Source organism: Streptosporangium sp. NBC_01810, assembly GCF_035917355.1.
Taxonomy (GTDB): Bacteria; Actinomycetota; Actinomycetes; order Streptosporangiales; family Streptosporangiaceae; genus Streptosporangium.
This window is the reverse complement of the sequence record NZ_CP109070.1, coordinates 915,810-942,779: the sequence shown is the minus strand read 5'-3', so window position 1 is coordinate 942,779 and position 26,970 is coordinate 915,810. Positions and strand designations below refer to the sequence as shown.

20 protein-coding genes and 1 tRNA gene are annotated in these 26,970 nt (G+C 67.9%); 8 read left to right on the top strand and 13 right to left on the bottom strand.

The annotated features are described in order from the left end of the window. Nucleotides 1–28: 28 nt before the first annotated feature. Complete coding sequence (locus tag OIE13_RS04355; RefSeq protein WP_326829565.1) at nucleotides 29–7,480, bottom strand: RHS repeat-associated core domain-containing protein; 7,452 nt, start codon at nucleotides 7,478–7,480, stop codon at nucleotides 29–31. 1,184 nt (nucleotides 7,481–8,664) lie between these two features. Here OIE13_RS04355 and OIE13_RS04350 point away from each other — a divergent pair. After that, nucleotides 8,665–8,961, top strand: a complete 297-nt coding sequence (locus tag OIE13_RS04350; protein ID WP_326830341.1) for a hypothetical protein — start codon at nucleotides 8,665–8,667, stop codon at nucleotides 8,959–8,961. Here the strand turns inward: OIE13_RS04350 and OIE13_RS04345 are convergent. From OIE13_RS04345 to OIE13_RS04335, 3 genes are all read right to left on the bottom strand, one after another. Further along, nucleotides 8,951–9,901, bottom strand: a complete 951-nt coding sequence (locus OIE13_RS04345; RefSeq protein ID WP_326642644.1) for a carbohydrate ABC transporter permease — start codon at nucleotides 9,899–9,901, stop codon at nucleotides 8,951–8,953. The genes OIE13_RS04350 and OIE13_RS04345 overlap by 11 nt on opposite strands. Nucleotides 9,902–9,947: 46 nt before the next feature. Further along, nucleotides 9,948–10,922, bottom strand: a complete 975-nt coding sequence (locus OIE13_RS04340; protein WP_326829564.1) for a carbohydrate ABC transporter permease — start codon at nucleotides 10,920–10,922, stop codon at nucleotides 9,948–9,950. 82 nt (nucleotides 10,923–11,004) lie between these two features. Then, nucleotides 11,005–12,360 (bottom strand): ABC transporter substrate-binding protein, encoded by a 1,356-nt coding sequence (locus OIE13_RS04335; protein WP_326829563.1) that lies wholly within the window; start codon nucleotides 12,358–12,360, stop codon nucleotides 11,005–11,007. A gap of 193 nt (nucleotides 12,361–12,553) precedes the next feature. Here OIE13_RS04335 and OIE13_RS04330 point away from each other — a divergent pair, with 193 nt between their 5' ends. Both OIE13_RS04330 and OIE13_RS04325 read left to right on the top strand, forming a co-directional pair. Further along, nucleotides 12,554–13,933 (top strand): GH1 family beta-glucosidase, encoded by a 1,380-nt coding sequence (locus tag OIE13_RS04330; protein ID WP_326829562.1) that lies wholly within the window; start codon nucleotides 12,554–12,556, stop codon nucleotides 13,931–13,933. Then, nucleotides 13,930–14,928 (top strand): LacI family DNA-binding transcriptional regulator, encoded by a 999-nt coding sequence (locus OIE13_RS04325; RefSeq protein ID WP_326829561.1) that lies wholly within the window; start codon nucleotides 13,930–13,932, stop codon nucleotides 14,926–14,928. The genes OIE13_RS04330 and OIE13_RS04325 overlap by 4 nt, the downstream gene beginning before the upstream one ends. On the opposite strand, the gene OIE13_RS04320 is transcribed toward OIE13_RS04325, so the two are convergent. Both OIE13_RS04320 and OIE13_RS04315 read right to left on the bottom strand, forming a co-directional pair. Continuing rightward, on the bottom strand, nucleotides 14,912–15,370 hold the full coding sequence (locus OIE13_RS04320; protein ID WP_326829560.1) for a LacI family DNA-binding transcriptional regulator: 459 nt from the start codon (nucleotides 15,368–15,370) through the stop codon (nucleotides 14,912–14,914). The genes OIE13_RS04325 and OIE13_RS04320 overlap by 17 nt on opposite strands. Before the next feature lie 9 nt (nucleotides 15,371–15,379). Continuing rightward, nucleotides 15,380–15,571: a family 1 glycosylhydrolase gene (locus OIE13_RS04315; RefSeq protein ID WP_442816038.1), complete on the bottom strand. Its 192-nt coding sequence runs from the start codon at nucleotides 15,569–15,571 to the stop codon at nucleotides 15,380–15,382. Between the two features lie 182 nt (nucleotides 15,572–15,753). Between OIE13_RS04315 and OIE13_RS04310 the strand changes: the two genes are divergently transcribed. Continuing rightward, nucleotides 15,754–16,128: an FKBP-type peptidyl-prolyl cis-trans isomerase gene (locus tag OIE13_RS04310; RefSeq protein ID WP_326642656.1), complete on the top strand. Its 375-nt coding sequence runs from the start codon at nucleotides 15,754–15,756 to the stop codon at nucleotides 16,126–16,128. 244 nt (nucleotides 16,129–16,372) lie between these two features. Then, entirely contained in the window at nucleotides 16,373–17,899 is a 1,527-nt protein-coding gene (locus OIE13_RS04305; protein ID WP_326642658.1) for an ATP-dependent DNA ligase, read from the top strand. 31 nt (nucleotides 17,900–17,930) lie between these two features. Here OIE13_RS04305 and OIE13_RS04300 read toward each other — a convergent pair whose 3' ends face one another. Next, entirely contained in the window at nucleotides 17,931–18,578 is a 648-nt protein-coding gene (locus OIE13_RS04300) for a DUF1707 and DUF4870 domain-containing protein (RefSeq protein ID WP_326829559.1), read from the bottom strand. A gap of 145 nt (nucleotides 18,579–18,723) precedes the next feature. Between OIE13_RS04300 and OIE13_RS04295 the strand changes: the two genes are divergently transcribed. Then, a complete protein-coding gene (locus OIE13_RS04295) occupies nucleotides 18,724–19,062 on the top strand; it encodes a hypothetical protein (RefSeq protein ID WP_326642662.1) in 339 nt (112 codons plus the stop codon). Here the strand turns inward: OIE13_RS04295 and OIE13_RS04290 are convergent. From OIE13_RS04290 to OIE13_RS04270, 5 genes are all read right to left on the bottom strand, one after another. Continuing rightward, complete coding sequence (locus OIE13_RS04290) at nucleotides 19,029–20,210, bottom strand: DUF4192 domain-containing protein (protein WP_326642664.1); 1,182 nt, start codon at nucleotides 20,208–20,210, stop codon at nucleotides 19,029–19,031. The two genes, OIE13_RS04295 and OIE13_RS04290, sit on opposite strands and share 34 nt — an antisense overlap. Nucleotides 20,211–20,353: 143 nt before the next feature. Beyond that, the gene (locus tag OIE13_RS04285) at nucleotides 20,354–21,154 is read right to left on the bottom strand and encodes an EI24 domain-containing protein (RefSeq protein WP_326642666.1); all 801 of its coding nucleotides are present in this window, start codon (nucleotides 21,152–21,154) and stop codon (nucleotides 20,354–20,356) included. A 111-nt stretch (nucleotides 21,155–21,265) separates the two neighbouring features. Next, entirely contained in the window at nucleotides 21,266–21,859 is a 594-nt protein-coding gene (locus OIE13_RS04280) for a Maf family protein (protein WP_326642668.1), read from the bottom strand. A gap of 214 nt (nucleotides 21,860–22,073) precedes the next feature. Continuing rightward, nucleotides 22,074–23,078, bottom strand: coding sequence for a hypothetical protein (locus OIE13_RS04275; RefSeq protein ID WP_326642670.1), 1,005 nt, complete (start codon nucleotides 23,076–23,078; stop codon nucleotides 22,074–22,076). Between the two features lie 131 nt (nucleotides 23,079–23,209). After that, nucleotides 23,210–24,487 carry an MFS transporter gene (locus OIE13_RS04270; RefSeq protein WP_326642672.1) on the bottom strand — a complete coding sequence of 426 codons (1,278 nt, stop codon included), beginning with the start codon at nucleotides 24,485–24,487 and terminating at the stop codon, nucleotides 23,210–23,212. 352 nt (nucleotides 24,488–24,839) lie between these two features. On the opposite strand from OIE13_RS04270, the gene OIE13_RS04265 reads away from it, so the two are divergent. Together OIE13_RS04265 and OIE13_RS04260 are read left to right on the top strand one after the other, a co-directional pair. Then, complete coding sequence (locus tag OIE13_RS04265; RefSeq protein ID WP_326642675.1) at nucleotides 24,840–26,576, top strand: ABC transporter family substrate-binding protein; 1,737 nt, start codon at nucleotides 24,840–24,842, stop codon at nucleotides 26,574–26,576. Then, nucleotides 26,561–26,830 carry a DUF3224 domain-containing protein gene (locus tag OIE13_RS04260; protein WP_326829558.1) on the top strand — a complete coding sequence of 90 codons (270 nt, stop codon included), beginning with the start codon at nucleotides 26,561–26,563 and terminating at the stop codon, nucleotides 26,828–26,830. The genes OIE13_RS04265 and OIE13_RS04260 overlap by 16 nt, the downstream gene beginning before the upstream one ends. A 58-nt stretch (nucleotides 26,831–26,888) precedes the next feature. On the opposite strand, the gene OIE13_RS04255 is transcribed toward OIE13_RS04260, so the two are convergent. Beyond that, nucleotides 26,889–26,961, bottom strand: a tRNA-Ala gene (locus OIE13_RS04255). Nucleotides 26,962–26,970: the final 9 nt, after the last annotated feature.

The following is a 26,970-nucleotide window of genomic DNA, read 5'->3' as shown; positions in this document are numbered from 1 at the left end:
CGCCTCCGATCGTCGGCTCATAATCTCACTACGGACACGAGGCACCCCCGGCGAACCGTGCGCGATGCGCGTTGATCTCAGAGTCGTACTTCCCCGGGAAACGTTGCTGGATATCGCGATACTCCATTTCCATCGCGTCGGAATGTTTTCCGGCGCCGATGAGTTCTTTTTGCCACTGTAGCCATGCCTGCGATTCCCGTGAGGAGCCCGTGGAGTACAAAGCCCGATGGTCGGGCTTGTCCATCCGGATCGCCGGGCCTTTGCCGTAGCTACTGCCAGCCGGTCTCGTCGAGTGCGGCGGGATATGGTGTCGCTCCTTACCTGGACCTGATGGAGCCATCTCACTATAGGTACCAACGTCCGGGATGGTGTTGTGAACAAGGAGAGCCTGGTCGCCTGCAAGGACATGGTAGGTGTGGATGTCGTCGACTGTCAGGTTGTGGACGCGTTGGGTGGTGGTCCACTTTTTGATTGCGGTGATCTGGACGTGGGTGCCGGCTGAGGTCTGCAGCCACATGCCGGGCTGGAGTTCGTCGGCGTCGGTCCACTCGCGCTGGGAGGGGACCCAGAAGGGGTGCTCGTCTGTCGCGGTGATCGGGGCGGTGGCGTCACCTCTGTCGCCGTCGATGTCTACGGTGATCTTGACGAGGTTCTTGGTGCCTTCTCCTGGGATCAGGACGGTGACGGCTCTGGCTTCGGTGCGGCCGGTTTCGGGGTCGGTGGCGAGCACGTACTCGCCGACCTTCACGTCTTCGATCGGCTTTTGGGTTCCGTCGGCCATCAGGACGAGAGTTCCTGCTATGAAACTGTTGCGCTTGCAGGCTTTAGCGGCGCCCTGCGCTCCCTTGGCGAACTTGCTGCCCAGCTTGGCTGCCGTCGTGGCGATTTTCCCGCCGGGGATGAATCCGATCACCCCCATCGCGCAGCTGCCCAAGGATGGGTTGGCTGCGCAGTTGAGTGCGTCTCCGATAAAGAAGTCGCACAGGAAACTTCCTGAGCATCCATCCGCGAGGTTTTGCAGGGTGGATGGAGGCTCCTGGGGATAGGTCAGGGTTGTGGGAGAATCAGATGGCGTGTAACCGACCGGCTTTACGGAGCTCGGTTCGCCGCAGTTTCCAGGATTCCACTGCTCGCAAGGAATCCCTCCGCCTCCGCCTCCGCCGATGATATCGATTCCACCTGTACAGCCGCCGAAGTTCTTCGGGCGTTCCCGACCGTAATTACAGTGGAGCTCGTCAGGAGTAGGTGGATTCCGATCTTTTCTTGCGTTATTCGGGTCGTTTATAAAGTCCTTGCTATTTGGGTCGAAATCAGGTTTATATGGTGGCTCTACCGGCTTCGGCTTCGGCCGCGTAGGCGCAGGATTACTGCCACAGCTGCGGCAGGGATTGCCGCCTGTCGGAGCGCTTTGAGTGCCACCTTTTATGCTGTTGCCGCCAGTTTGCTTAGGCGGGCACCCCGGAAAACTTGGAGTTTGGCAGCCAGAACTTGCGGTTGGAGTAGCGGGACCTGGAGCACCGGGACAATGCGGGCGCGGGTCCATTGGTCCATTGCAAGGGCCTGTCGCAACAGCGGGTTGCAGACGACCCACCCATTCGGTTTCGGTAATTAACTTACAATTAAGACCCCAGAGGGGGCCGAATATCCGTCCTATCGCCCAACAGGGCGCATGTCCACTGGGATCAACGTTGACCAATGGATTGCCGTTGCCGTAGCCGTAGCGGTTGGCCTGGATTGACGGGTTGGGATTGAGGGTCCAGTCGTCGCGGGAGGCGAAGGTGCCGGTGCCGGGCTGGTACCAGCGGGCGTGCATGTTGACCTTGCCGGTGTCCGGGTCGGTGTACTCACCTTGATAGCCCAGCGTGCGCTGGGTGCCGGAGCGGTGGGTGACCTCGCCGAACGGGTCGTAGGCGACCGAGTCGACCAGTGCGGTGCCGGAGAAGGTGCCTACCACGTCGCCGTGTAGGTCGGTCATGGTCCCGAGGGCCGGCCCGGCGCCTTCTTGCAGGCTGAGCAGGCCGCCGAAGGGGTCGCGGCCGTACTTGGCCAGGGTGGTGTTGGCGCTGTCGGCGACGGCGACGATGTCGTTTTCCAGGCCCGAGTAGGTGAAGCGCTGCTGCTCTGTCCCCTTGGTGCGCGACGTCATCCGGCCCAGCGCGTCGTAGCCGTAGGAGGCGTCACCGTCGGAGATCAGACGGTCGAAGGCGTCGAAGGTGAGGTTGCGGGTGACGCCGGCCTTGGTCTCCGACGCCACGGTGCCACGGGGGGTGTAGGTGTAGTCGGTGCCGGCGCCGGAGGTAAGCCGGTTGCGCTCGTCGTAGACGAAGGTCTCGTCCCCGGCCTTGGTGCGGTTACCGGAGTCGTCCCATTCGTAGGCGGTGGTGGCGCCGCCGGGGGCGGTCCAGGAGGTGAGGCGTCCGGCGTGGTCGTAGCCGTAGGTGTTGGTGCCCGCGCCGGCGGTGCCGGTGGTGGTCTTGGTGGTGAGGTTGTCGTCCTTGTCCCACCCGTAGACGATCTTCGACAGTTCGGTGCCGGAGCTGTTCTTCAACGTCTGGGAGGTGGGCCGGTCGACGGCGTCGTAGGCGTAGGTCTGGGTGTTGACCGGGTTCGCAGAAGTCTTGCTGGTGAGCCGGCCGGCGTCGTCGTAGCCGTAGGTCCAGGTGCGTCCGGTCACCGGGTCGCCGGCGGTCTTCAGCTGGCCGGCGTTGTCCCAGGTGTAGTTCGCGGTGCCGGTGGCGTCGATGCGCTGGGTGGGGTTGCCCAGGGCGTCGTAGGTGTAGGCGGCGATTTGGTTGGTCGCCTTGGATGCCTTGGTCAGGAGGCTGCGGTCGTTGTACTCCAGGGTGTAGTCACCGATCGCGGTGATGCGGCCCGCGGCGTCGTAGGTGAAATTCCGCGTCGGGGTGGCCACCGAGGCGCCGCTGCCGCTCTCTTCGATCACCTGGCCCAGGGGGTCGAAGGTGCGGTCGATGCGTACCCCGCCGGGCTGCAGGGTGGCCACGGCGTTGCCGGAGGCGTCGTAGAGGCTGGTCCAGGTCCGGTCGGCGGCATTGGGGTGGGCGGCGGTGGATGGTTCGATGACCGATTCGACCAGGCCGAGGGTGTTGTAGCCGGTCCAGGTCGCGTTGCCGCGGCCGTCGGTGATGCGGGTGCGCGCTCCGGTGGCGTCGTAGCCGAACGTCGAGGTGATCGACGTGCTGGCGGAGACCGGCTCGATCAGCGAGGTCATCCGGCCCAGCGCGTCGAACTCCTTGCGGGTGACGTGCCCCTCGCCGGAGGTGCGACTGGTCGGATTGCCCGCCAGGTCGTAGCCGAAGCCGAATGTTCGAACGGCTGCTCCGGTGCTGGTGAGGTCTTTAGCAGCGATCTGGCGTCCGGCGAGATCGTATTCGGCCTCGATGGCGTTACCCAGCGGGTCGGTCACCTTGGCGGTTCGGCCCAGGAAGTCGTATCCGATGGCGGATGTTTTGAGGAGCGGGTCGATGATGGCGGTGACCTGCCCGGCGGCGTTGACCGTGTAGCTGGTGGTCTTGTTACCCGGTGCGACGCTCTTGGTGAGGTTGCCCGCGGTGTCGTAGGTCAACGTGGTGGTGAGCGCGGTGGTGGTGGGCCTGCGCTCGATCTGGGTGTTGGTGATTCTGCGGCCGAGATCATCGTAGGTGGCTTCTCTGCGCGCGCCGGTGGGGTCGATGACCGTGAGCGGTTCGCCCAGCAGGTCGTATTCCGAAACCCATGTACCGCCGGGCCCGGACGGGCCCGGGTCGGTCACCCGGACCTGACGCCCCAGCGCGTCGTATTCGGCTGAGGTGACATGGCCTCGCTGGTCGGTGAAGCTGGTCATCTGGCCGGCGGCGTCGTAGCCGTAGCTGACCTGGGGGGTCAGCGAACCGCCGCCCGGCGGGGTGTAGGACGGCAGGGTGGTTGAGGTCAGGCGCCCGACCCTGTCGAACGCCGAGGTGACGACCCGCCCCTCGGCATCGACGTTCTGGGTCAGGAGCCCGGCGCTGTCGTAGCCGTATCTCACCGTGGGGCGCCCGTTGGTGGCGGATCCGGCCTTGTCGATCTTCACCTGTGGGGACTTCGACTCCACGAGCTGCCCGGCGAGGTCGTAGCGCATTGTGGTGGTGAAGTCCGCAGGCGTGGCGCCAGAAGCGTTGCCCCGCGGGTCGGTCGCCTCGGTGACCAGGCCGCGGTCGTCGTAGGACCAGGTGGAGACCAGGTCGTCGGAGCCGTTCTCCACGGTCTGACGGGTCACCTGGCCCAGGGCGTTGTAGGCGTAGAGAGTGGATTCCACTCGGGTGCTGCCCGCGCCGGTGAGGTCCTCTCTGGTGACGTTGCCGACCGCGTCATAGGTGTAGGCGGTCTTGCGGTTGAGCGTGGTGGGATCGAATGTGGTGGAGGTCAGGCGGCCCGCCGCGTCGTAGACATGGTCCTCGGTGGCCTTGCCGCCGCCGGTCACCTGCTTGGTGAGGTTGCCGGCCGCGTCGTAGGTGTTGGCCTCCAGCACCACGTCCGTTGTGGTGGTGGAACCGTTCAGCCGGACGTCGTCGCCGATCACCTGTGATAGGCGGTTGTCTGTGAAGTAGGTGTAGGAGGTTTTGCGACCCATCGCGTCGGCCTCACCGGCCAGGCGGCCTGCAGGGTCATAGGAGAAGGATTCCAGCACCACATCTTGCGCGGCCTGAGGCGCGACCGGGCTGCCGGTCCAGTTCTTGATCGTTGTGGAGGTCGGTTCACCGCGCTTGGTGTAGGCGTAGGTGTAGACCGTCCCTTTCTCGTCGGTGATGCCGGCTCGGGTTCCGTCGGTGTTCCAGGTGACACTGGCCACGGCACCTTCCGGGCCGGTGACCGTTTCCACCCGGCCGGCGGAGTTGTAGGTGTAACTGATCTTCCGGTCGGGATCACCGCCGGTCATATCCACGGCCGTCTCGGTGAGCTTGTTGCCGTCGGTGTCGTAGGTGTAACGGGTCTGTCTGGTGTGCGTCACATCAGTGATCTCGTTTTTCACTCCGGCACCGGTGTGGGTGAGCACCCGGCCCAGCCCGTCATAGGTGGAGGTCGTGACCACCCCGCCGGGGTGGGTCTGCGAGATCTCCGTGCGCGAGGTCACCCGCCCCAGTGCGTCATGAGCGAACTGGATTTTCAATCCTGATGGGCTGGTCTGCTCGGCCAGGTCCCCTGCGGCGGTGTAGCGGTAGGTCGTCTCGTTATCCTTGGAATCCTTGGCCGACTTGCGCAGGCCCGCCGGGGTGGTGCCGCCGCCGACGGCGGGTTCGGTGCCGTCGGTGTAGGTGAAGGTGGTCGCCCGGCCGTTGGGGAAGTCGATGGTGGCCGGGGTGGTCTGCTTGAGCGTTTCGCCGTGCTGGTTGTACTCCCACTTGGTGGCGTAGGTGTTGTCGGTGGCGCTGGAGGAGCGCGCGTCCCGCGAGGCGATCGGCCGGTCGTTGCGGGCGTCGAACCGGTCGTTGGTGTTCAGGTAGTACGCATGGCGCTCGGTCTGGCAACTACTCGTGCTCCGGCATTGCTTGACCCCGACAAGGTTGCCGCGTTTGTCGTAGAAGCGCTCTGTCACGTTGTTGTTCGGGTCCGTGACCGTCTTGAGGAAGCCGCCGGTGTCGTACGCGTACTTGGTGACCTTGGCGAGCTGGTCGCTCCGGCTGACCAGGCGGTAGCCACGCCAGGCGTCATAGACGTAGGTCAGCGTCTCGGTGCGCGGGTCGGTGACCGTCACGGTGGACTGGCCGGTCGTCCGGTTGTAGGCCAGGGCGCCGATCTGCCAGGTGCCCCCGTTGGCATCGACGTGCGTTGTGAGCCGTTCGGTTGCCGAGTCGTAGGTGTTGGTCGCCCATACCCGCCCCGACGGCAGCGTGATCTTCGTCAGCTTGTTCGGGGCCTCGACCCGGGCGGCGTAATGCGCCGCCACCTCGGCCGCGGTCAGCGGCCGGTCATAGGCCGCGATCTCGTCGACGGTCCCGGCCAGCCCCCCGCCGATCCGGGTGAAGCCGCGGTTGTCGGCGGCCACCGGCTGGGTCAGCGTTCCGGCGGGGAGGCCGTCGAGGTAGAGGGTCTGCTTGTCGGCGGCGACGGTGAACACCAGGTGGTGCCACGCACCGTCGTTCACCACGGCGGTCGAGACGATGGGCGAGGCGGTCGGCCGCAGCGAGGCCCGTAGTTTGCCGTCGGCGCCCACCTGCACCACCGGGTCCAGCGTGCTGCTCCACTCTCCCGAGGAGACGAGGCGGCCCGTCCCGGTGGACTTGAACCACAACTCCACCGCTCCCTGCTGATGTAGTCGTGGCATGAGGCCCGAGGGCAGCTCCACATAGCCCGAACTCGTCAGCTCGACCGCGGTGTCGGTACTGCCGGCCGGCGCTCCCGGACGCCCTCGGGTCGCCCCGGAGTAGGAGGCCGAACCGGCGCCCCAGCCCAGATCGGCCGCATTGCCGGAGGCCTCACCCAGCCGCCAGTAACCGAACGGGTCGGCGTCCTGGACCGAGCTGCGATACAGCGATCCGGCGCCGTACTCGAAGCTGGTGCAGGCGGTCGTCGGCGCGCAGACCTCGGTCAGGCGGTCACCGGTGTAGGAGTAGGTCCAGGTCAACGGCGCCCCGTTCACCGGGGCGGTGGACACGGTGGTGACGTGCGCGCCGGTCCAGGTGAACGACAGGGACCTGCCGCCGGTCGCGGTGACCTCGCTCAGTTTGCCGTCGGTGCCGTAGGTCAGCTCCTGGCCGCGGCCCTGGCTGTCGGTCGCCCGCAGCAGCCGGCCCTGGGTGTCGAAGAGGTAGGAGGTGGACGACTTGTCCATCAGCCGCCAGCCGCCCCCGGTGACCGTCGCCAGGGTGGCGTAGGTGCCCGGCGGCGGCTGGAAGGTCCCGTCCCCCTTGTCGGCGAAACGCACTGTGCGCCCGTCGGGGTAGGTCACCAGAAGCGCCTCGAAGCCGCGGATCGTCTCCGGCACGATCCGCATGTCGAAACGGGTCGACCAGCCCGCCCCGAACGCGCCGTCACGGCGCGGGTCCATGCTGTTGTAGGAGCGCACCACCGACAGGGGCAACCCCGCGGTGTTGACCACCGCGTCGGTGAAGGTCGTCGTGTAGTTACCGGTGGACTGGTGGAACTCCTGGCCGTTGACACCCCGGGCCGACAGGTTCGAGGTGATCGTGGGCTGGCGCACTCCCATGGTGAAGGAACGCGTCGAGGAGTATCTGCCCTGACCGCCGATGGTGGAGGCGTCGGTGACGTACACCCGCCACCAATACTCCTTGCCCCACGACAGCAGTCCTTCGGGCAACGGCCACTGGCCGGACAGTCCGCAGCAGACATTGTCGTAGTCGTCGGAGTTCACGCAGTTGCCCGACATCGACGGACTGTCACAGACCTGGAAGTCGAAGCCGGCCACGCCGCCGGCCCACGAGGTCACCGTCGCCGACAGCGTCGGCTGCAATGTCATGGCCAGTGCCTCGTCGGCGGGGGTCATGGAGGTGACCGTCGGAGCGGGGGGCAGCGGACACGCTCCCCGGTCCGCCCATACCCATGAGAAGCCATTCTCCGGCGGCGTCGTATTGGCCCATCCCGCGATGGCCTGAAGCGCCTCCCAGATCCGGCCGGCCGAGGCAAGCCGATCCCCCTGCGCGACCGCGTAGTTGGACCGCCATGGTGAGACGCTTCCGCACGGAGGTCTGCGAGCGCCTGCATCGACAACGTGTCTTGTTCTCGCTGTTTTTGCTGTTTCTTCGACAGGGAGGGAGCCGTCGTGGTGGAAGGCGCCGCTTCCTTGACGAACCGGCCTTCGAGGGGCAGCGCCTTCTTCGGTGCGGCGACTTCCTTCGAAGGGGATTTCACCTGCACCGTTGTCGCCGTGCGGTCCGTTCCCACGAGGGAGGGCAGACCGGCTGCCGTTCCGGACAGTTGAACCGGTGCCGGCTCGCCCCGCACGGCAAGGGACGCGATGGCCGGATTCAAGTCGGCGACCGCCGGTTCCGCGTGCAGGAGCAGGAGGCCGGGGATCAGCGTCACCAAGGTGATGAGACTCACGCCGGTTGAAGATCGAGACGAACGGCCCCATGACAACAAGCGGCGCATACGCCGTCATCCTCCGAACACGTCAGCGCGAGAACGAGTGTCCCCGCGTTACCCCAGTTCGTCATGGGAACCGGACGAGGCCGGAGCTGACGGTTCAGAGTGCGTCAGGTGCAAGCAAACGATCAAAAAGTACATATAGATCACTTAAGTCCGCAAGATCTCCATAAGGAACAAATAAAGGGCGCGGCGGTCAGGTTTGGGGAGATGAGATATCGAACACGTGAGTGAGATGTGACGCATAGTCGTGGAGTGGCGAGATGAAAACGACGACGCGGAGGGAAGGTGTGATCACCTTCGGTCGTCTCGCGTGGCTCGCCTGGGAGCGGTTTCCTTAAGAGTCCAGCTCACGCCTGGTAAGAGGCGGCGGCATCCATGAGAAACCATGACGAAAGACATATTTTCGGGCATCCGCTGGTGATGAGGGCGTCGCATCATCGGTGACGAGCGTGGCGGGAAGTCTGTGACCGGACACGGTCAAGATCGACTCCGTCTGGAGTCGGTCCTGCCCGGCAAGAGCCTGAGACGGCGGCCTTGCCGGGCGGGGGCGGAGCATCTGCCGGGCTCCGGGATGATTTCCGCATGAACGAGTTCGTCGAGTCCATGGCCCAGGTGGTGACCGGGGTGACGGTCGTCACGGTGAAGGACGAGCGGGACGATTCGGAGGCCACGTACGAGCCGCCGGGGCTGTCGGTCCGGAAGACGACGGCCTTGACGCCGTCGCGGCGGGCGGCGCGCAGCGCGGCGCAGATGGTGTCGGAGCCCATCGCGCTGCCACCGCCCAGCGGGCTGCGGCCGAGCCGGATCGCGCCGTTGCCCCGGACCGGGGCGCCCGCCGGGGCTCGGAAGCACAGCCGGGCACCGCCGATCAGCCCTTGACGCTGCCCGCCAGCAGGCCCCGGACGAAGTAGCGCTGCATCGACAGGAAGACGATCAGCGGGATGACCAGCGAGACGAACGCGCCCGAGGTCAGGCGCTGCCACTCGTTGCCCCTGGTGCCGGCCATCTGCGCCAGCCGTACGGTCATCGGGGCGCTGTCCGGGGTGCCGCCGGCGAAGATCAGGGCGACCAGCAGGTCGTTCCAGACCCAGAGGAACTGGAAGATGGCGAAGGTGGCCAGCGCGGGCCCGACCAGCGGCAGGATGATCGTGCGCAGCACCTTCCCGTGGCTGGCCCCGTCCACCCTGGCCGCCTCCACCAGTTCACCGGGGAGCTCGGACATGAAGTTGTGCAGCAGGAAGACGCCCAGCGGCAGCGCGAAGCAGGTGTGGGCGAACCAGACCTGAACGAAGCGGGCCGGGCCCTCCAGGTCCCAGGCGGGCATCAGCTGGACGCCGAAGACGGCCACGCCCTCGGAGAAGAACGACAGCAGCGGCACGAGCGACATCTGCAGCGGCACGATCTGCAGCGCGAAGATACCGATGTAGATCCACTCGCGCCCGCGGAACGGCAGCCAGGCCAGCGCGTACGCGGCGAAGGTGGCCAGCGCCAGCGGGAAGAGCACCGACGGGATCGTGATGACGATCGAGTTGATCAGGAAGCTCATCATCTGGCCGGATGACGAGGAGGTGCCGAACAGGACCTCCTGGTAGTTCTCCAGCGTGATCTGCGGGTCGGAGAAGAACATCCACCAGCCGGTGGTCTTGATCTGGTCCTCCGGGCGCAGCGAGGAGAGCAGCAGGCCGAAGGTCGGAGTGGTCCACAGGACGGCGATGACGATCGCGACGGCGCTGGCGACCCGGCCGCTCAGCCGCCGCCGTACGCGTTGCGGCGCGTTCTCCCCCCTGCTCCGCACCGCGCTCTGGGTCAACGTGGCCACGTGGCCTCCTTCGTCCGGGGCGTGCTCGCGCAGCCTGCTCGCCCGGTCACCTCAGGGCCTCCCTGCGCTGGCGGATCTGGTAGATCACGATCGGGGTGACCAGTACGAACAGGAAGACCGCGAGTGCCGCGCCCTTGCCCGTCTCGCCGTACCGGAAGGCCTGGTTGTACATCTCGTTGGCGATGACGCTGGTGTCGAACTGACCGCCGGTCATGGTGCGGACGATGTCGAACAGCTTGAGCGTGCCGATCGACTGGGTGACCATCACGACGACGATGGCCGAGCGGATGGAGGGAAGCGTCACCCTGAAGAACATCTGTATCGGGTTCGCGCCGTCCAGCTTGGCGGCCTCGACGATCTCGGCGGGGATGCCCTTGATGGCCGCCGAGAGCACCACCGTGGCGAAGCCCGCCTGGATCCAGACCATGACCACGATCAGGAAGAGCGTGTTGATGGGGGGCTCCTGGAGCCACTGCTGCGGCTCGCCGCCGACGGCGACCACGAGCTGGTTGAGCAGGCCGATCTGGTCCTGCTCCTCGGAGCGGTAGGCGTAGACGAAGCGCCAGATGATGCCCGCGCCGACGAAGGAGATCGCCATCGGCAGGAAGACCAGCGACTTGGCGAGCGACTCGAAGCGGGTGCGGTCCACCAGGACGGCGTAGATCAGCCCGACCGAGGTCACCAGCAGCGGGACGAGCAGCACCCAGATGAGGGTGTTGCGCAGCACGGTCACCGCTTCCGGCTGGGTGAACATCCAGCCGTAGTTGTCCATGCCCACCCACTGCTTGCCGTCACCGCTCATGAACGACAGCAGGGTGGTCCTCACGGCCGGTATGACCAGGCCGATGGTGAGAAACAGGAGTGCGGGCAGCAGCAGGATGGTGGCGTGGGTCCAGGCGCGCCGTCGCATCGGGGCGCGGTCGACCAGCACCAGTATCACCGCGACCACCACGAGAAACGCGGCGACGCCGATCAGCAGTTGGACGAGTTTGGGCAGTTCTGCGGCGAAGTCGAAATCCATCGGAGGATCTCCCGGGAGGATCGGGCCGGGGGGGAACGACGGTCCGGTCCCGCGTCACGCGGGACCGGACCCGTCAGTCAGGTCAGGACTTGGGCCAGGAGGCCTCGATGTAGTCGAGGACCGTCTTGGTGTCCTTGCCGTTGATCCAGTCGGTCATGCCCTTCCAGAACGTGCCCGCGCCCACCGCGGCCGGCATCAGATCCGAGCCGTCGAAGCGGAAGATCGTGCTCGGGTCCTGCAGCATCTCCATGGAGAGCTTGTCGATCGGGTTCTGGGCGTTGGCCGAGTCGACGCCCTTGCGGGCGGTGACGTAGGTGCCCAGCTTCATCCGGGCGGCGGGGAACTCCGCGGAGGCGAGGTATGCCTGGACGGTCTGGACCTCGGGGCGGTCGGTGAAGGCCGCCACGAACTCGCCCGCGCCGAGCACCGGCTTCTTGGCCGGGTCGTTGCCCGGCAGGTAGAAGGCGAACACGTCGCCGTCCTCGGCGACCTTGGTGCCCTCGGGCCAGAAGTTCGCGTAGAAGGACGCCTGGCGGTGCAGGGCGCACTTGCCCTCGGTGATCGGGACGCCGCCCTCCTGGAAGGCGGTGCTGGCGATCGACTTGACCGGGCCGTAGCCGCCGTTGACGAACTTGTCGTTCTTGAGGATCGCGCCGACCTTGTCCACCGCGGCGACGACCTTGGGGTCGTTGAACGGCAGTTTGTGGCTCACCCAGTCGTCGTAGCCCTCGGGGCCGATCTCCCGGAGCAGGATGTCCTCGATCCAGTCGGTGGCCGGCCAGCCGGTCGCGTCACCGGACTCGATGCCCGCGCACCACGGCTTGACGCCGGTGCCGGCGATCGTGGTGCTGAGCGTCATGAGCTCGTCCCAGGTCTTGGGGACGGCCCAGCCCTTCTCGGTGAACATCTTCGGCGAGTACCACACGAAGGACTTCACGCTGGCGCCCAGCGGAGCGCCGTAGAAGGTGCCGTCGACCGTGGCGTACTTGGCCCAGTCCGCCGACCAGCCCTCGCCGGTGAGCTTCTTGACCTCTTCGGAGGCGGGCTTGAGCTTGCCGGCCTTGGCGAAGCGCTCCAGCAGACCCGGCTGGGGGAAGAAGGCGATGTCGGGCGGGTTGCCGCCGTCCGCGCGGACCTGGATCTGGGCCTCGAACTCGCCGGTGCCCTCGTATGTGATCTTGATTCCGGTGCACTGGGCGAACGGCTTCCACGCCTGCTCGAAGAGGTCGGCCTCCGCGTCGCGGATCGGCGAGTAGATGCTGACGGTCTTGCCCTCGTGCTTACCGTACTGACTGAAGGCGGCGCATTCGGGGGGCGTGCTGCTGCCGCCGCCCGCCGATGGCTTGGCCTCCGTGGATCCACATGCGGTGGCGACCAGCGCCAGCCCTATGGTGCCCGCCACCAGGACGGCACGATTGGGCCGAGAGAGGAGCGACATGGACCTTCCTCCATATGTACATTGCCGGGGAGTGAGAGAGCGCTCTCTCGAAGAGTTGTCCGCGCACCATGCAATGTCAAGAACTGTGATATTACGGTTACAGTCTCATTTTTCTTGACACGATCCCTGCGATACCGTGATGCTCGTGAGAGCGCTCTCACGGTACAGTCAAACAGAATGGGACGGTGAGGACATGACCATGTCCGCCGAAAAGTCCTACGACCTTCGGGACTCCGGCGTGCCGAGGTTTCCCGAGGGCTTCGTCTGGGGTGCCGCGACCGCGGCCTACCAGATCGAGGGCGCCGCCCGGGACGACGGCAGGGGGCCCTCGATCTGGGACACCTTCTCCCGGACCCCCGGCAAGGTCCACGCGGGCCACACCGGTGACGTCGCATGCGACCATTACCACCGCTACCCCGAGGACGTCGCCATCATGCGCGACCTCGGCCTCGCGGCCTACCGCTTCTCCATCTCCTGGCCCCGCCTGCAGCCCGACGGCTCGGGCCCGGTGAACCCGCGCGGCCTGGACTTCTACGACCGTCTCGTCGACGAACTCCTCGGCGCGGGCATCACCCCGATCGTGACGCTCTACCACTGGGACCTGCCGCAGACGCTGGAGGATCGCGGTGGCTGGACCAACAGGGAGACCGCCGCGCACTTCGCCGACTACGCCGCGATCACGCACGGCCGGCTGGGTGACCGGGTCGAGACGTGGACCACCCTGAACGAGCCCTGGTGCTCGGCCTTCCTCGGCTACGCCTCGGGCATCCACGCTCCCGGCCTCGCCGAGCCCGCGCTGGGCTTCGCCGCCACCCACCACCTACTGCTCGGCCACGGCCTGGCGGTCCAGGCGCTGCGCGCCTCGGGCGCCACCAAGGTCGGCATCACGCTCAACCTCGCCCCCGTGCTCGGCGACGACGTCGCGGCGACCGAACTCGTCGACGGCCTGCAGAACCGGATCTTCCTGGACCCGATACTCCGCGGCGAGTATCCCGCCGACGTCGTGGAGCGGACCCGCCGTTTCACCGACTGGTCCTTCGTCCAGGACGGAGACCTGGAGATCATCAGCCGGCCGATCGACCTGCTGGGCGTGAACTACTACCACCCGCAGACCGTGGCCGCCCGCGTCGGCGAGCCCGCCAACCCCGTCTACCCGGGCAGCGAGGGCATCGCCTTCGGCCTCGCCGACGCGCCGAAGACCGCGATGGGCTGGCCGGTCCAGCCGCTCGGCCTGACCGACCTGCTCCTGCGGCTCTCGCGCGACTATCCGGGCACCCCACTGATCATCACCGAGAACGGCGCCGCCTACGACGACGTCGTCGAGAACGGCGAGGTGCACGACGTCGGCCGCCTCTCGTATCTCGACGGGCACCTGCGCGCGGCGCACGCGGCCATCGAAGGGGGTGCGGACCTGCGCGGCTACCTCGTCTGGTCCCTGCTGGACAATTTCGAGTGGGCCGAAGGGTACCGCAAACGCTTTGGCGTCGTACATGTCGATTACCGGACTCAACGCCGTATCCCCAAGGACAGCGCCCTGTGGTACAGCAAGGTCGTACGCCGGAACGGACTGTGAGGGCCCGTCCGACCCTGGAGAAGGTGGCCGCCCGAGCCGGTGTGTCCCGAGCGACCGCCTCGCGCGTGGTCAACGGCTCCACGCGCGTGGCGCCGCAGATCCGTGAGGCGGTCAACCGCGCCGTGGACGAGCTGGGCTACGTGCCCAACCAGGCGGCACGGAGCCTGGTCACCCAGCGGGCCGACTCGATCGCCCTCGTCTTCCCCGAACCGGCGACCAGGGTCTTCTCCGAGGACCCCACCTTCTCCGGGATCATCCGCGGGGTCAGCATGGAGATCGAGGAGGCCGACAAGCAGCTCGTGCTGATGCTCACCGGCCTGGCGGGCGGCTACCAGCGAGTCGAGCGTTACGCCACCAACGGCCACGTGGACGGCGTGATCATCGCCTCGATGCACGGGACCGACCCGCTGCCCGGCGTCCTCGCCAGGCGCGGCGTGCCGGTGGTGTGCAGCGGCCGGCCCAGCGTGCCCAGCAGTCTGCCGTACGTGGACATGGACAACGCCGGCGGCGCCGAGCGCGCGGTGCGGCACCTGGTGGAGCAGGGGCGCCGCCGGATCGCGACCATCGCGGGACCGCAGGACATGATCGCCGGGATCGATCGGCTCAACGGCTACCGCGCCGTGCTGCGCGACTCCGACCGACGCTCCATCGTCGCGGTCGGCGACTTCACCCGCGAGTCCGGTGCGGTCGCGATGCGGCAGCTGCTCGCCGACGACCCGGAGATCGACGCGGTGTTCGTGGCCAACGACCTGATGGCCCTGGGCGCGCTGCCGGCCCTGCGCCAGGCGGGGCGGCAGGTCCCCGGCGACGTCGCGATCGTCGGTTTCGACGACATCCCCGCCGCCTCCTACGCCGAGCCCCCGCTGACCACGGTCAGGCAGCCGACCGTCGAGATGGGACGGAGGCTCGCGCGCATGGTGCTCGATCTGGAGGAGAAGGCGCAGGTGACGCTCCCCACCGAGCTGATCGTCAGGGGGTCTACGACGATGCCCTGACGGCCAGTTCGGTGGGCATGATCACTGTTTCGGCGGGTCCTCCGCCATGGCTCGACACGAGCATGACGCCGTCGACGTGACCGCCGGCTATGTAGTTCTCCACCCGGGCGTGGCTCTCCGGCGACCCGGCCAGCAGCAGCACGACCTGCTTGTTGACGGCCTCCAGCTCCAGGCCGGCCGAGCGGATGACCGTGGAGAACATCGGGTCGTCGGAGAACACCCGGTTCGGCGACTCCGAGACGACCAGCGCGACCGAGTTGGTCCGCTGGGTCGCCAGGTTCCTCGCCGCCCCGTTGGGGACGTAGCCGAGCTCGTTCACCGCGCGCATGACCAGTTCTCGGATGTCGGCGGTGACCGTGGTCTGGCCGTTCACCACCCGGGAGACAGTCGACCGGGAGACCCCGGCACGGGCGGCGACCGCCTCCGGGGTGGGTCGTTTCATCGTGTTCCCCTACAGTCCGTTGCGCGCGATGACCTCGCGGTACCACCGTGCGCTGTCCTTGAGCAGGCGCCGCTGGGTGGCGAAGTCGACATGTACGATCCCGAACCTCCGCCGGTACCCCTCGGCCCACTCGAAATTATCCAGTAGCGACCAGACCAGGTAACCACGCACGTCCGCCCCGTCCGCGATCGCGGCGTGCACGGCGCGCAACTCCGGTGGTGAATCCCGTGTGCGTCCCGTCTCCCGGCCGCTCCGCACGGTCCTTTCCGGAGGACGACTCGGAAGCCACCCGGTCCCCGTGGCTCTCGTGGCGGCGCCGGACCCCGTAGAGTCGTCCGGCCGGTCGGAAATCGACCGGCGCGTATCCAACCAAGGAGAACCACGTGGCACTGGAGAAGCCGGAGATCGACTTTCCGGAAGGCACCCCGCCCTCGGAGCTGGAGATCGTCGACATCGTCGTAGGGGACGGCCCGGAGGCCAAGCCGGGGCACCAGGTCACCGTGCACTACGTCGGCGTGGCCTTCTCGACAGGCGAGGAGTTCGACGCGTCGTGGAACCGCGGCGACACCTTCCAGTTCCCGCTGGGCGGGGGCCGGGTCATCGCGGGCTGGGACCAGGGCGTCGCGGGCATGAAGGTCGGCGGCCGTCGCCGCCTCACCATCCCGCCGCACCTCGGCTACGGCAACGCCGGTGCGGGAAGCCGCATCAAGCCGGGCGAGACGCTCATCTTCGTCGTGGACCTGCTCGGCGTGAGCTGACGCCCGGGAGGCGAGACAGCACCGGCGGGCGGGCCGCCCTCACCACCGAATCCCGATGTCCCCGCACGAGCGGACATCGAACATCGGTAACGGGGGCGGTCCGCCCGCCCACCCGTTTTCGCGCGTGTTTTCGGGGGGTGACGCGCTTCGAGGGGCTCCTCCCCCCTTCCGGGAATGCGACGGCCCGTGAAAAGCAGACCCTCGCCTCACCGAAATGTCGCTTACAGCTCTTAGGCTGGCCACTGTGTTGCTGATCGACCTCGCGCGTACCTCGGCGGCCGTGGCCGCCGGCTCCGCCCGGCTGGCGAAGACCGCCCACCTCGCGGAGCTGCTCGGCCGGGTCGAGCCGGACGAGGCGGAGATCGCCATCGCCTACCTCTCCGGAGAGCTGCCACAGCGCAACGTCGGTGTGGGCTGGACGAGCCTGCAGGATCCACCCGAACCCCGGCTGGTCGCCACCGCCACCCTGCGCGAGGTCCACGACCTCCTCGACCGCGTCAAGTCCCTGGCCGGTCCCGGCTCGCAGAACGCACGCAGGACGCTCGTCGCCGAGCTGTTCGGTGCCCTAACCCGCCAGGAACAGGTCTTCCTGTCACGGTTGCTCCGGGGCGAGCTGCGCCAGGGTGCGCTCGAAGGGGTGATGATCGAGGCCGTGGCGAAGGCGGCCAAGGTTCCGGCCGCCGAGGTCAGGCGGGCGCTGACGCTTCACGGCCGGCTACCCGCCGTCGGTGCCGCCGCCCTGTCAGGCGGGGTCGAGGCGCTGCGTGCCTTCCACCTGGAGGTCTGCCGGCCGGTGTCGCCGATGCTCGCCCAGAGCGCCGCCTCCGTCGCGACCGCGTTCGGCAAGCTCGGCGGCCCGGTCGCCGTCGAGTGGAAACTCGACGGGGTCAGGGTCCAGGCACACCGCTCCGGCGACCGGGTGTCCGTCTTCACCCGTGCCCTCGACGACATCACCACCCAGGTGCCCGAACTGGTCGAGGCGGTGAGCGCCCTGCCCTCCAGCGACCTGGTTCTCGACGGCGAGGTCATCGCACTGCGCCCCGACGGCCGCCCCGAGCCCTTCCAGGTCACCTCCGGCCGTGTGTCCAGCCGCACCGACGTGTCGCGAGTACGCGAGAAGACCCCCTTGAGCGTCTTCTTCTTCGACGCGCTGCGGGTCGACGGCGCCGACCTGCTCGACCTGCCGGGCGAGGACCGCCATGCGGCCCTGGCCGCGGCCGTGCCCCCGGAGCTGGTGACCCCGCGCCTTGTCACCGGCGACGTCGCGGACGGTGAGGCGTTCTTCAAGGACGCGATCAGGAGCGGTCATGAGGGTGTGGTGATCAAGTCGCTCCTGATGCCCTACGCCGCCGGGAGGCGCGGAGCCGGCTGGATCAAGGTGAAGCCCCGGCACACGCTCGACCTCGTCGTCCTGGCCGCCGAATGGGGCCACGGCCGCCGCGAGGGCAGGCTGTCCAACCTGCACCTGGGCGCCCGCGACCCGCGAAGCGGCGGATTCGTCATGCTCGGCAAGACCTTCAAGGGCCTGACCGACGAGCTGCTCGCCTGGCAGACCGACCGCTTCCTCGGCATCGCCGAGGGCCCCACCGACGGCTGGACGGTCGCCGTCCGCCCCGAGTTGGTCGTCGAGATCGCCTTCGACGGCGTGCAGCTGTCAAGCCGTTACCCCGGCGGTATGGCTCTGCGCTTCGCCAGGGTCGTCCGCTACCGCCCCGACAAGACGGCGGAGACGGCCGACACCGTGGACACGGTCCGCTCCCTCATGCTCTGACCTCCTGTCCCGAGCCCCGGCCTTCTGGGTGTCACTTCACAAGGCGCAGCGTGAGGGGGTAGCGGAAGTCGCCGTCGCCCATCGCCGCGACGCCACCGATCACGGACAGGACCACGCCGCCGATCCAGAGCAGTGGCGTCAGGACGACGCCCACAACCGTGATCGCCAGCACGATGGTGGCCGCGATCAGCGTCAGCTGGAAGTTGAGAGCCTCCACCGAGTGCGCCCGGATGTAGGGCGAGGTCTTGCCCGCGGTGAGCATCATGACCAGCGGGCCGAGGATGGGCAGGCCGGCCAGCGAGAGCATGTGCGCCGCCGCCGCGCCCAGACGATCCGCTCCGGTGTCGCCATCCCGCCTGCCGAGGTGCCCGTGGTGGCCGTACGCCGCCTGAGATGTGGCCGGCGGTTGGAAGGCGGGCCGGACCGGCTGCGTGCCGTACAGCTCGTTCATGATCGGAATGAGGTCGCCGTGGACGCGTGCCGTCATCGCCCGCTCCAGCCTGTCGTCGAACTCGACTCTGTCGAGCCTTCCCTCCGCATAGGCTGCCTGGACGTGCTCGACCACCCGCTCACGATCCTGGTCGCCGACCCGGAGCCCCGCGTAACCGGGAGCGGGGCCGCTCACCGGCACTCCCCCGTGCCCGTACCCCTGGCCCGCCGATGTCATTGTGCCTGCCATGAGACCGATACCCTTTCGTCGCCTCTTCGATCTCAATGCTCGTCCACATTGTCGGCCCCGTATATCAGGATGAACCCCCATAGGCCCCTGAAATCCACCCCTGGCCTTTCACCGCGAACCGAGCAGGAGAGGTATACAAAGAGACATGAGATGGCGAGATCGCTATGGGTTGAGGCGCCTGCGCGGGCCGAAAATCGCCAAGTTCGACCGTGATGCGACCGACGCCGACATCGAGACGCTCATCGCCTTCGCGAAGTCACGCCGGGGCGTGGAGTTCTACGTCGAGCCAGAGACCTTCGCGACCGACACCACGGCGGTGGCCGTCGCCGACGACGGCGAGTGGACCCGGCGCCGGGTCGGCTCCCCCGCGGTGATCCGCAAGGTGGCCCGCGACCTGTCCCTGCCCGTCTACGACGTGCAACTGACCGGCTATCCCCCCAGGATGAGGGCCTACAACGAGCGCCAGAAACGCGCGGAGAGCTGAGCCAGGAACCCGGTGGTCGCATCGTGAACGGGACCGCCGGGTTCTTCCAGCAATGCGGCCATCGGGAGCAGCCAGGCCATCTTCGGGCTGCCCATCTCCTGGTCCAGCTCCTCGGGGCTGGGCATCCTGTCGTTGAGGGCGTGTGGCGGGACCAGGTGGCGGACCGCGTGCGTGAGCAGGTGAGCCATCGAGTAGCCGGGATCGGCCTCAAGCGCCCGGGTGAGGGCGACGCCCGCCAGCGCGGAGTCGCCCCGCCGCCAGGCGACCAGGCCGAGCAGTGAGGCTGCCGGGGGCACGAACCTCGGTTCCAGCCTCCGGGTGAGGTCGTGCCAGAGCTTGAGATGCACGTCATGGCTGTCGTCGCCGACCAGCGCCCACGCCTCGTCGCGAACCCTGATCACCGCCAGGTCGAGCCCCAGCCTGACCGCCTGGTCGTCGTCGAGCCGACCGCCCGAGGCGCAGGTGGCGATCGCCTCACGGACCCTCGCCACCCCCTCCGCGACGAACTCCACAGCGAACTCGTCGGCGTCACGACATCCGGTCAGTCTGCCGCTCAGCTCCTCCATGAGGCGGCCCGTCGCCTCACGCATGGCCGCCCGCGCGGGCCCGGCGACCGGGTCGAGTGAGCGCTCCAGCGCCTGCCTGTCCGGCCACGCGACCAGCCCGTGCAGGACCGCCTCGGCCGCGACGACGGTGGCCCGCCGCTCGTACGGCACACCGTCGACCGGACAGCAGTCGGTCTGTGAGCAGCCGTACGACCAGTAACGGCCGCCCTCCACCCGGAGTGCGTCGACAACGGTGAGACCGCCCCGGCGGAACAGTGCCCCGGCCTCGTCGATGGCCGGGGTCACCAGCGGGCCTGGGCCGTAACCGACCATGACGACCTGGGTGACGTCCTCCTTCTGGAAGAGCGGAACGATCTCGCCGAGACCGCCGGACGCCAGGGGCAGGTCCCATCGGACGGTGAGGTGCAACCTGCTTCTGGGCAGACCACCCGTGAGGCCGATGACGACCAGGCTCTCCGCGGGGTGGAACCCCAGCAGGTAGGGAACCGCGCCCAGGACGTCTTCGGTGGAACCGAGCAGAAGCCGGGGCTGCGAGACGGGCGGAAACAGGGACTCGGGCGAGTCCTGGCTGTCTGTTGTCATGGCCGGAAGCCTCCCGGACCCGGTCCCGCGTCTTTCGGCCCGAACCCCTTTCTGTGGACAGAGCCTGTGGCCGTCCACAGAAAGGGGTTCACCGCCAGGGGTTCACGGCCACGCAGCCCGGATTCGCGTGAGACCCGCGCTGCTCAGATACCCCTGTCGATGCGCGGCCCCCCGTCCGCCCGCTCCGCCGACAGGACGGCCGGCGCCAGACGAGTGCGGACCATGATGGCCGCCCCGGCCACGGCGGGAGGCATCGCGATGACCGCGACGAACGGGACGAGGAAGAGCAGGAAGAGCAGGACCCCGAAGCCGAGCACGGGGGCCTTGTTCGCACGGAGCAGGCCGAAGCGGCTCTTGCGCACCATTCCCCTGCGCTCCAGGGCCAGCGCGGTCAGTTCGATCGTGAGGAAGAAACCCGAGACCAGGGCGCCCAGAACCGGAACCACCGTCTGCCCGACCACCGGCACGAAGCCGAGGAAGAACAGCGGGATCGTGAACACCAAAAGCCAGCCGAGGGTGACCAGGCTGTCCCTGATGGATCTGGGGATCGACTTCCACAGCGGGAGCTCGTAGCCGGTCGGCACCTCCCCGTAGGTCTCCTCCACCTTCTCGGAGAGCTTTTCGTAGAAGGGATCGCCCAGAATGAGAGTGACCGCCGTAAAGGTCACCACGGACAGGACCAGCCCCGTGCCGAAGAGCACCAGCCCGACCAGCGCGCGCAGCGCGGTCCGCGCCGCCTCGCCCCACCCGTCGGCGAACGGCGTTCCCCACGCGGCGATGTCCAGCGCGTTCTTGCCAAGGAGGTAGAGGCCGACCGCGTAGAGGACGAACGCGATCAGAGCCGGGATCACCCCGAACAGCCACCAGCGCGGATATCGCGCGACCCAGCGCAGCCCCTGGAAGAAGAACCCGATGCCGTCCATAAAGGAGCGGAAATGACCCATGCCGGAAGATTATCGGGATCGGACGGCGACAGGGACGGGTACGGTCTCCTCCTCATACCCCGTATGCGAGCGAAAGCGGACGCAGGCCACCGATGGGCGGGGCCGCAGACGTCAGGCGCGCTGCCAGAGGTCGGGTACCGAGACGCCGAGGGCCGCGAAGAGGCGACGGAGCAGGGGCAGGGAGATGCCCAGGACGTTGCCGTGGTCGCCGTCGATGCCGTCGACGAACCAGCCGCCGCGGCCGTCCAGGGTGAAGGCTCCGGCCACGTGCAGAGGCTCGCCGGTGGTGACGTAGGCGGCGATCTCGTCGTCGGTGGCGGTACCGAAGCGCACGACCGTCGCACCCACCTCCGCCACCTCGCGCCCGTCCGCGGCGTCGATCACGCAGTGGCCGGTGAGCAGGCGGCCCTCGCGGCCGCGCATGTCCCGCCAGCGGGCGACCGCCTCCTCGGGTGAGGACGGCTTGCCGTAGGCCCGGCCGTCGAGCTCCAGCACGGAGTCGCAGCCGATGACCAGGCCGTCGGTCAGGCCCTCGGCCACCACGGCCGCCTTCGCGCGGGCCAGCACGAGGCTGAGTTCGCTCGGGCTGTCGGCGGTGACGGCCTCCTCGTCCACACCACTGACGATCACTCCTGGGTCGAGTCCGGCGCTGCGGAGCAGGGCGAGGCGGGCGGGGGATGCGGAGGCGAGGACTATCCGGGTCACGCCGACCGAGCCTAGCGCGGCTCCGGCCGCCCCTTCGCCACAGGCGGAAACCCCCTGCGACGGGCGTCCGGCCGGAGGTCCGCGGGCAGCGCATCCAGGCGTCGGCCCGCGACGGGGCCGCCAAAGGTCAGCCATGGGGCGAAGGCGGGCGCCCCGGCGGGCAGCCGAGTTTCATCAGGTCACACGGATACCGCGATTCCTGCCCAGATGGGGCTTACTTCAATAATCTGAGGGAGGAGACCGCGGTGTTGATATCGCGCCAGCGCTTGCTCTGGGCGTCGGGGATCGTCACGAAGAGCATCGCGGGCTTGGCGCCGGGACCCTGGACCACGGCGACGGCGGCCATGGAGGAGCGCGTCTTTTTCTTGATCTTGTACTTCACCCGGTAGGCGAGCATCCAGCCGCCCTTGATCGGCTGCGAGGCGACCCACGCGATCCTGCTGCCCTTGGGATGGTGGTTGAGCGTCCACCGGGCCGCCAGCAGCGCGGTGTCCTTCGGCTTCCGCTGCACCAGGATCGGCACCGGACAGCTCGCGAGCATCGCCCGGTGAGCGACCCCCTTCACCTTCGGCAGCACCTGCTTGGTGGAGAACGGCGACGCACCGAAGATCTTCCATGGCTTGCCGAAACGGATCAGCGACACCCCCGACCTGTCGTCCTCGACGCGGCGCTTGCTCTTGTACACCTTGCCGGGAAGCCGGCCGAGCCGCTTGTCACGCGGCAGTGCGGGCACCCGGGAGTCGGCGAGCGCCGCGATGACGGCGCTACGGTCGGGTGCCGGCTCCCAGCCCTCAGGCGAGGGGGAGGGGGAGGCCGTCTCGGCAGGGCTCTCCGATGGGGACGCCTGCTCCGAAGCCGACGCCGACACCGGGGCGGACGGCTCCGGCGAGCCTGGACCGGGCGAGGGTGGCGCGGCAGATGGCGCGGCGACCTGCCCCGTCTTTCCCCCGCCCGGTTGATCTGAGGAGCCCGAGGAGACGAAACCGACCACCGTCGCGACGGCGGCCAGGACCAGCGCGACGCCCACGGCCAGGATGCGATAGATCACTCGCATCGGCAGGTCGCCGATACGGGACCGCTTCACCGGTGAGTCCGACGGCTTCGGGGGGCTCTCCGCCACGATTTTCGGCAACTCCGACGTCTCCGCCTCGGCGGTCACGTACGTCGGCGCGGGACCCGTCTCCCGGGTCCCCTGAGTCCCACCCAACCCATCGAGCACGATCGGGAGCGTACGACAAATCCGGTTTTCCCGTGCGGGATCCCCATCACACTTCGGGAACGAGTACCTTCCTCACCGGCCCACCGGACGGCTGTGCCCCAACTGCCCATCCCTTCGGGACAGGGATGACGTCAGGCCTTCAAGAACGCCTGCTTCCTGGTGATGACCACCGACATGAGCGCGGCGGCGAGACAGAGGAACCCCGCGGCGTACCAGGCGAGGTCGTAGGCGCCGAAGTGGTCACGGGTGACTCCCGCGGCGACCGCGGCGACCGCCGCGCCGATCTGGTGGGAGGCGAAGACCCAGCCGAACACCACGGCCCCGTCGGGACCGTAGATCTGGCGGCACAGGGCGACGGTCGGCGGGACCGTGGCCACCCAGTCGAGGCCGTAGAAGATGATGAAGACGAGCATGCTGGGCTCGGCGGTGGCCCCGAACAGGCTTGGCAGGGCCATCAACGACAGACCCCGCAGCCCGTAGTAGGCGCCGAGGAGGACGCGCGAGTCGACCTTGTCGCTCAGCCATCCGGACGCCACGGTGCCGACCACGTCGAAGATCCCGACCAGCGCGAGCAGCCCGGCGGCGGTCGGCTCGGCCATGCCGTGGTCGTGGGCGGCAGGGATGAAGTGGGTACCCACCAGGCCGTTGGTGCTCATCCCACAGATCGCGAACCCTCCGGCGAGCAGCCAGAAGGGACGCGTCCGCGCGGCGCTCCACAGCACGCCGAGGGCCCGCGAGGCGGCGCCACCGGTCCGCGTGGGCCGCACAGCCGGGGGCGCGGCGGGGTCGGCGCCCAGAGCTGTGGTGCCCACGTCCTCAGGCCGGTCACGCAGCAGGAACCAGACCAGGGGGACCACGACCAGAGCCGCGACGGCGACCGTGATCGCGGCCGACCGCCAGCCCCTGTCGGCCGCCAGGTGCGCGAGGACGGGCAGGAAGACGAGCTGCCCGGTGGCGCCGCCCGCGGTGAGCACGCCGGTGACGAGGCCGCGGTGACGGACGAACCAGCGTTCGGTGAGGGTCGCGGCGAAGACCAGGGCCATCGAGCCGGTGCCGAGGCCGACCAGGACGCCCCAGCACAGGACGAGTTGCCAGGGGGCGTTCATCAGGATGGTCAACCCGCTGCCCGCGGCGACCAGCAGCAGGGCGTACGTCACGATCCTGCGCATTCCAAAGCGGTCCATGAGCGCGGCCGCGAAGGGCGCGGTCAGCCCGTAGAGCATGAGGTTGACCGAGACGGCCAGCGAGATCGTGCCCCGGGACCAGCCGAACTCCTCCTGGAGCGGTGTGATCAGCACGCCGGGCGTCGCCCGGAACCCGGCCGCGCCGAGGATGGCCACGAATGCGACTCCCGCCACGATCCAGGCGCGGTGCAGCTTGCGGTCGGGCGCCCGAAGAGTCGTTGTCATGCGCCCCATAATCGAGGGGGAGAACACGTCACGCGAGTGACCCGAGTGTCAACATCCACAAGGATCGGGCCATATCCGCTCCGGCGGTGCCGTCGCGTTCCCTTACTCGGGCACCCTTCCCGTATGCGGACACGTCCAGAGTTCGGGAGTGACCGTCTCACATATTGGGAGAATTCGCTCAAAGGTTCTGTTTTTTCTATTCTCGTCAACTGTGAGTCTCGCATCCGGCATGGTCACGGGGAGACGCGAGGCCGGTCTCCGGTCTCGCCGGTCATGAGGGAGTGACGATGCTCGCGCTCCGCTCGACCGGTACGGGGCCGGCCGGAGAACGGGCGACCGAAGGGGTGGTGCCGTGTTCCACGCACGAAGGCCGACAGGGGTCCTGACACTGCTGGCATGCGGCGCGCTCCTGCTCAGCGCCTGCGCGAACACCGATCCGGCGGACGACCCGACGGCATCGGACCCGGAGTCGATCCGACCGGCCGAGACCATCACCTACGCGTACGAGCAGGAGTTCCACTCCTACAACAACAACACCACCGCCGAGAACGCCACGCGCAACGCGGCGCCCCTGCAGCGGGTGCGCACGGGTTTCTGGTTCTACGGCGACAAAGGCGAGATCGTCCCCGACAGGGACTTCGGAACCTACGAGAAGATCTCCGACGCCCCGCTGAGCGTCAAGTACACGATCAACGCCAAGGCGGTCTGGTCCGACGGCACCCCGATCGACTGCGACGACGTCATGCTGTGGTGGGCCTTCCGATCCGGCAAGGTCAAGGGCTTCGCCTCCGCCGACACCAACGGCGTCCAGGACACCGAGGTCCCCGACTGCGAGAAGGGCGGCAAGGAGTTCACCCTGGTCTATGACAAGCCGTTCGCGGACTGGGTGGCCGGTGGCCCCGGCGCGACCGAGATACTGCCGGCCCACGTGGTCGCCGAGCAGGACGGCCTGTCCGAGGAGGACTTCATCGCGGCGGTCAGGAACACCGACGCGAAGAAGCTCGCCGAGGGCATCCGGTTCTTCAACGACGGCTGGGTCTCCGAGGGAAGACTGCCCGAGGCCAGGCTGATCCCGTCCTCGGGACCGTACAAGCTCTCCAAACTGGACGCCGGACAGCGGCTGACCCTCATCGCCAACGACAGGTGGTGGGGCACTCCCGCCGCGACCCCGACGATCGTCGAGCGTTTCATCACCCTCGACGAGCAGGCACAGGCGTTGCAGAACCGCGAGGTCCAGATCGTCGAGCCACAGCCGGGACCCGAGGTGCTCAAGCAGTTGCAGTCCCTGCGAGGGGTGAAGGTCAGCGTCTCCGACAAGTACACCTACGAGCACCTGGACTTCAACTTCGACTCCAGTCCGTTCCGCGACAGGAGGCTGCGCGAGGCGTTCGCCAGGTGCGTGCCCAGGCAGCTCATCGTCGACAGCCTGATCAAGCCCGTCGCACCCGCCGCCAGGCCCCTGCAGATCCGCACCGTGGCTCCGTTCCAGACCAACAGCACCGCGGTCGTGGCCGCCAGCGGCAGCGCCGACGTTTACACGCGACAGGACATCGCGGGTGCCAGGGAACTGCTGCGGAAAGCCGGCAAGACGGGGCTGGAGGTCAACATCGGCTACCAGACCCCGAACCCGCGCCGCACCGCGGCGGTGCAGCTCATCATCGACTCCTGCAACAAGGCCGGATTCAAGGTCGTCGACAAGGGCTCCGAGGATTTCCTGGGCACCGTGATGCCGACCAACGGCTACGACGTGGCGCTGTTCGCCTGGTCGGGTTCGTCCCTGGTCAGTGGCTGGGCCTCCAGCTTCACCTCACCGCAGAAGTGCGACGCCCACAGCAAGGGCAACAACAACGGCTGCTACTCCAGCAGGCGGGTCGACCTCCTCATCAAGGAGTTGAACTCGACGGTGGACCTGGCCGCCCAGGACCCGATCATCGGCGAGATCGAGAAGCGGCTCTGGAGTGACCTGGCCACCATCCCGCTGTTCCAGCATCCGGGCCTCAGCGCGTGGGACGAGACGCTCCAGAACGTCGTCCCCAACCCCGCACAGTCGACCATCACCTGGAACATGGATAAATGGCGTCTTTCCTAGGGCGTCCCCTTCTCGCCGTCGCGGTCACGGGTGGAGAGCCGTACCCGAAGGGGACACGTACCGGCACCGCGCACGGCCGCAAGGGCACCTTTGTGCTCCATCACACGGCCACGGCACACGCCGGGGAGTCCGCGCTGAGCTGGACGATCCTCCCCGACTCGGGCACCGGCGAACTGCTGGGCATCCGGGGCGGGGGCCAGATCGTCAACGACGACGGCGCCCACTCCTTCCACCTCGACTACGAGCTCGGCTGAGAGCGATCGTCCCGGGAAACAGCGAAGGGCGGCCGCGTGGCCGCCCTTCGGTGAGGAGTGGAGCTATGGGGATTCGAACCCCAGACCTCCTCCATGCCATGGAGGCGCGCTACCAACTGCGCCATAGCCCCTCGGTGTCA

Coding starts and splice junctions, on each gene's coding strand:
- OIE13_RS04270 (WP_326642672.1), bottom strand. CDS start 24,487: ATGACAACGACTCTTCGGGCGCCCGACCGCAAGCTGCACCGCGCCTGG.
- OIE13_RS04260 (WP_326829558.1), top strand. CDS start 26,561: ATGGCGTCTTTCCTAGGGCGTCCCCTTCTCGCCGTCGCGGTCACGGGT.
- OIE13_RS04330 (WP_326829562.1), top strand. CDS start 12,554: ATGACCATGTCCGCCGAAAAGTCCTACGACCTTCGGGACTCCGGCGTG.
- OIE13_RS04350 (WP_326830341.1), top strand. CDS start 8,665: ATGAACGAGTTCGTCGAGTCCATGGCCCAGGTGGTGACCGGGGTGACG.
- OIE13_RS04320 (WP_326829560.1), bottom strand. CDS start 15,370: ATGAAACGACCCACCCCGGAGGCGGTCGCCGCCCGTGCCGGGGTCTCC.
- OIE13_RS04295 (WP_326642662.1), top strand. CDS start 18,724: ATGAGATGGCGAGATCGCTATGGGTTGAGGCGCCTGCGCGGGCCGAAA.
- OIE13_RS04355 (WP_326829565.1), bottom strand. CDS start 7,480: ATGACCCCCGCCGACGAGGCACTGGCCATGACATTGCAGCCGACGCTG.
- OIE13_RS04300 (WP_326829559.1), bottom strand. CDS start 18,578: ATGGCAGGCACAATGACATCGGCGGGCCAGGGGTACGGGCACGGGGGA.
- OIE13_RS04285 (WP_326642666.1), bottom strand. CDS start 21,154: ATGGGTCATTTCCGCTCCTTTATGGACGGCATCGGGTTCTTCTTCCAG.
- OIE13_RS04290 (WP_326642664.1), bottom strand. CDS start 20,210: ATGACAACAGACAGCCAGGACTCGCCCGAGTCCCTGTTTCCGCCCGTC.
- OIE13_RS04335 (WP_326829563.1), bottom strand. CDS start 12,360: ATGTCGCTCCTCTCTCGGCCCAATCGTGCCGTCCTGGTGGCGGGCACC.
- OIE13_RS04340 (WP_326829564.1), bottom strand. CDS start 10,922: ATGGATTTCGACTTCGCCGCAGAACTGCCCAAACTCGTCCAACTGCTG.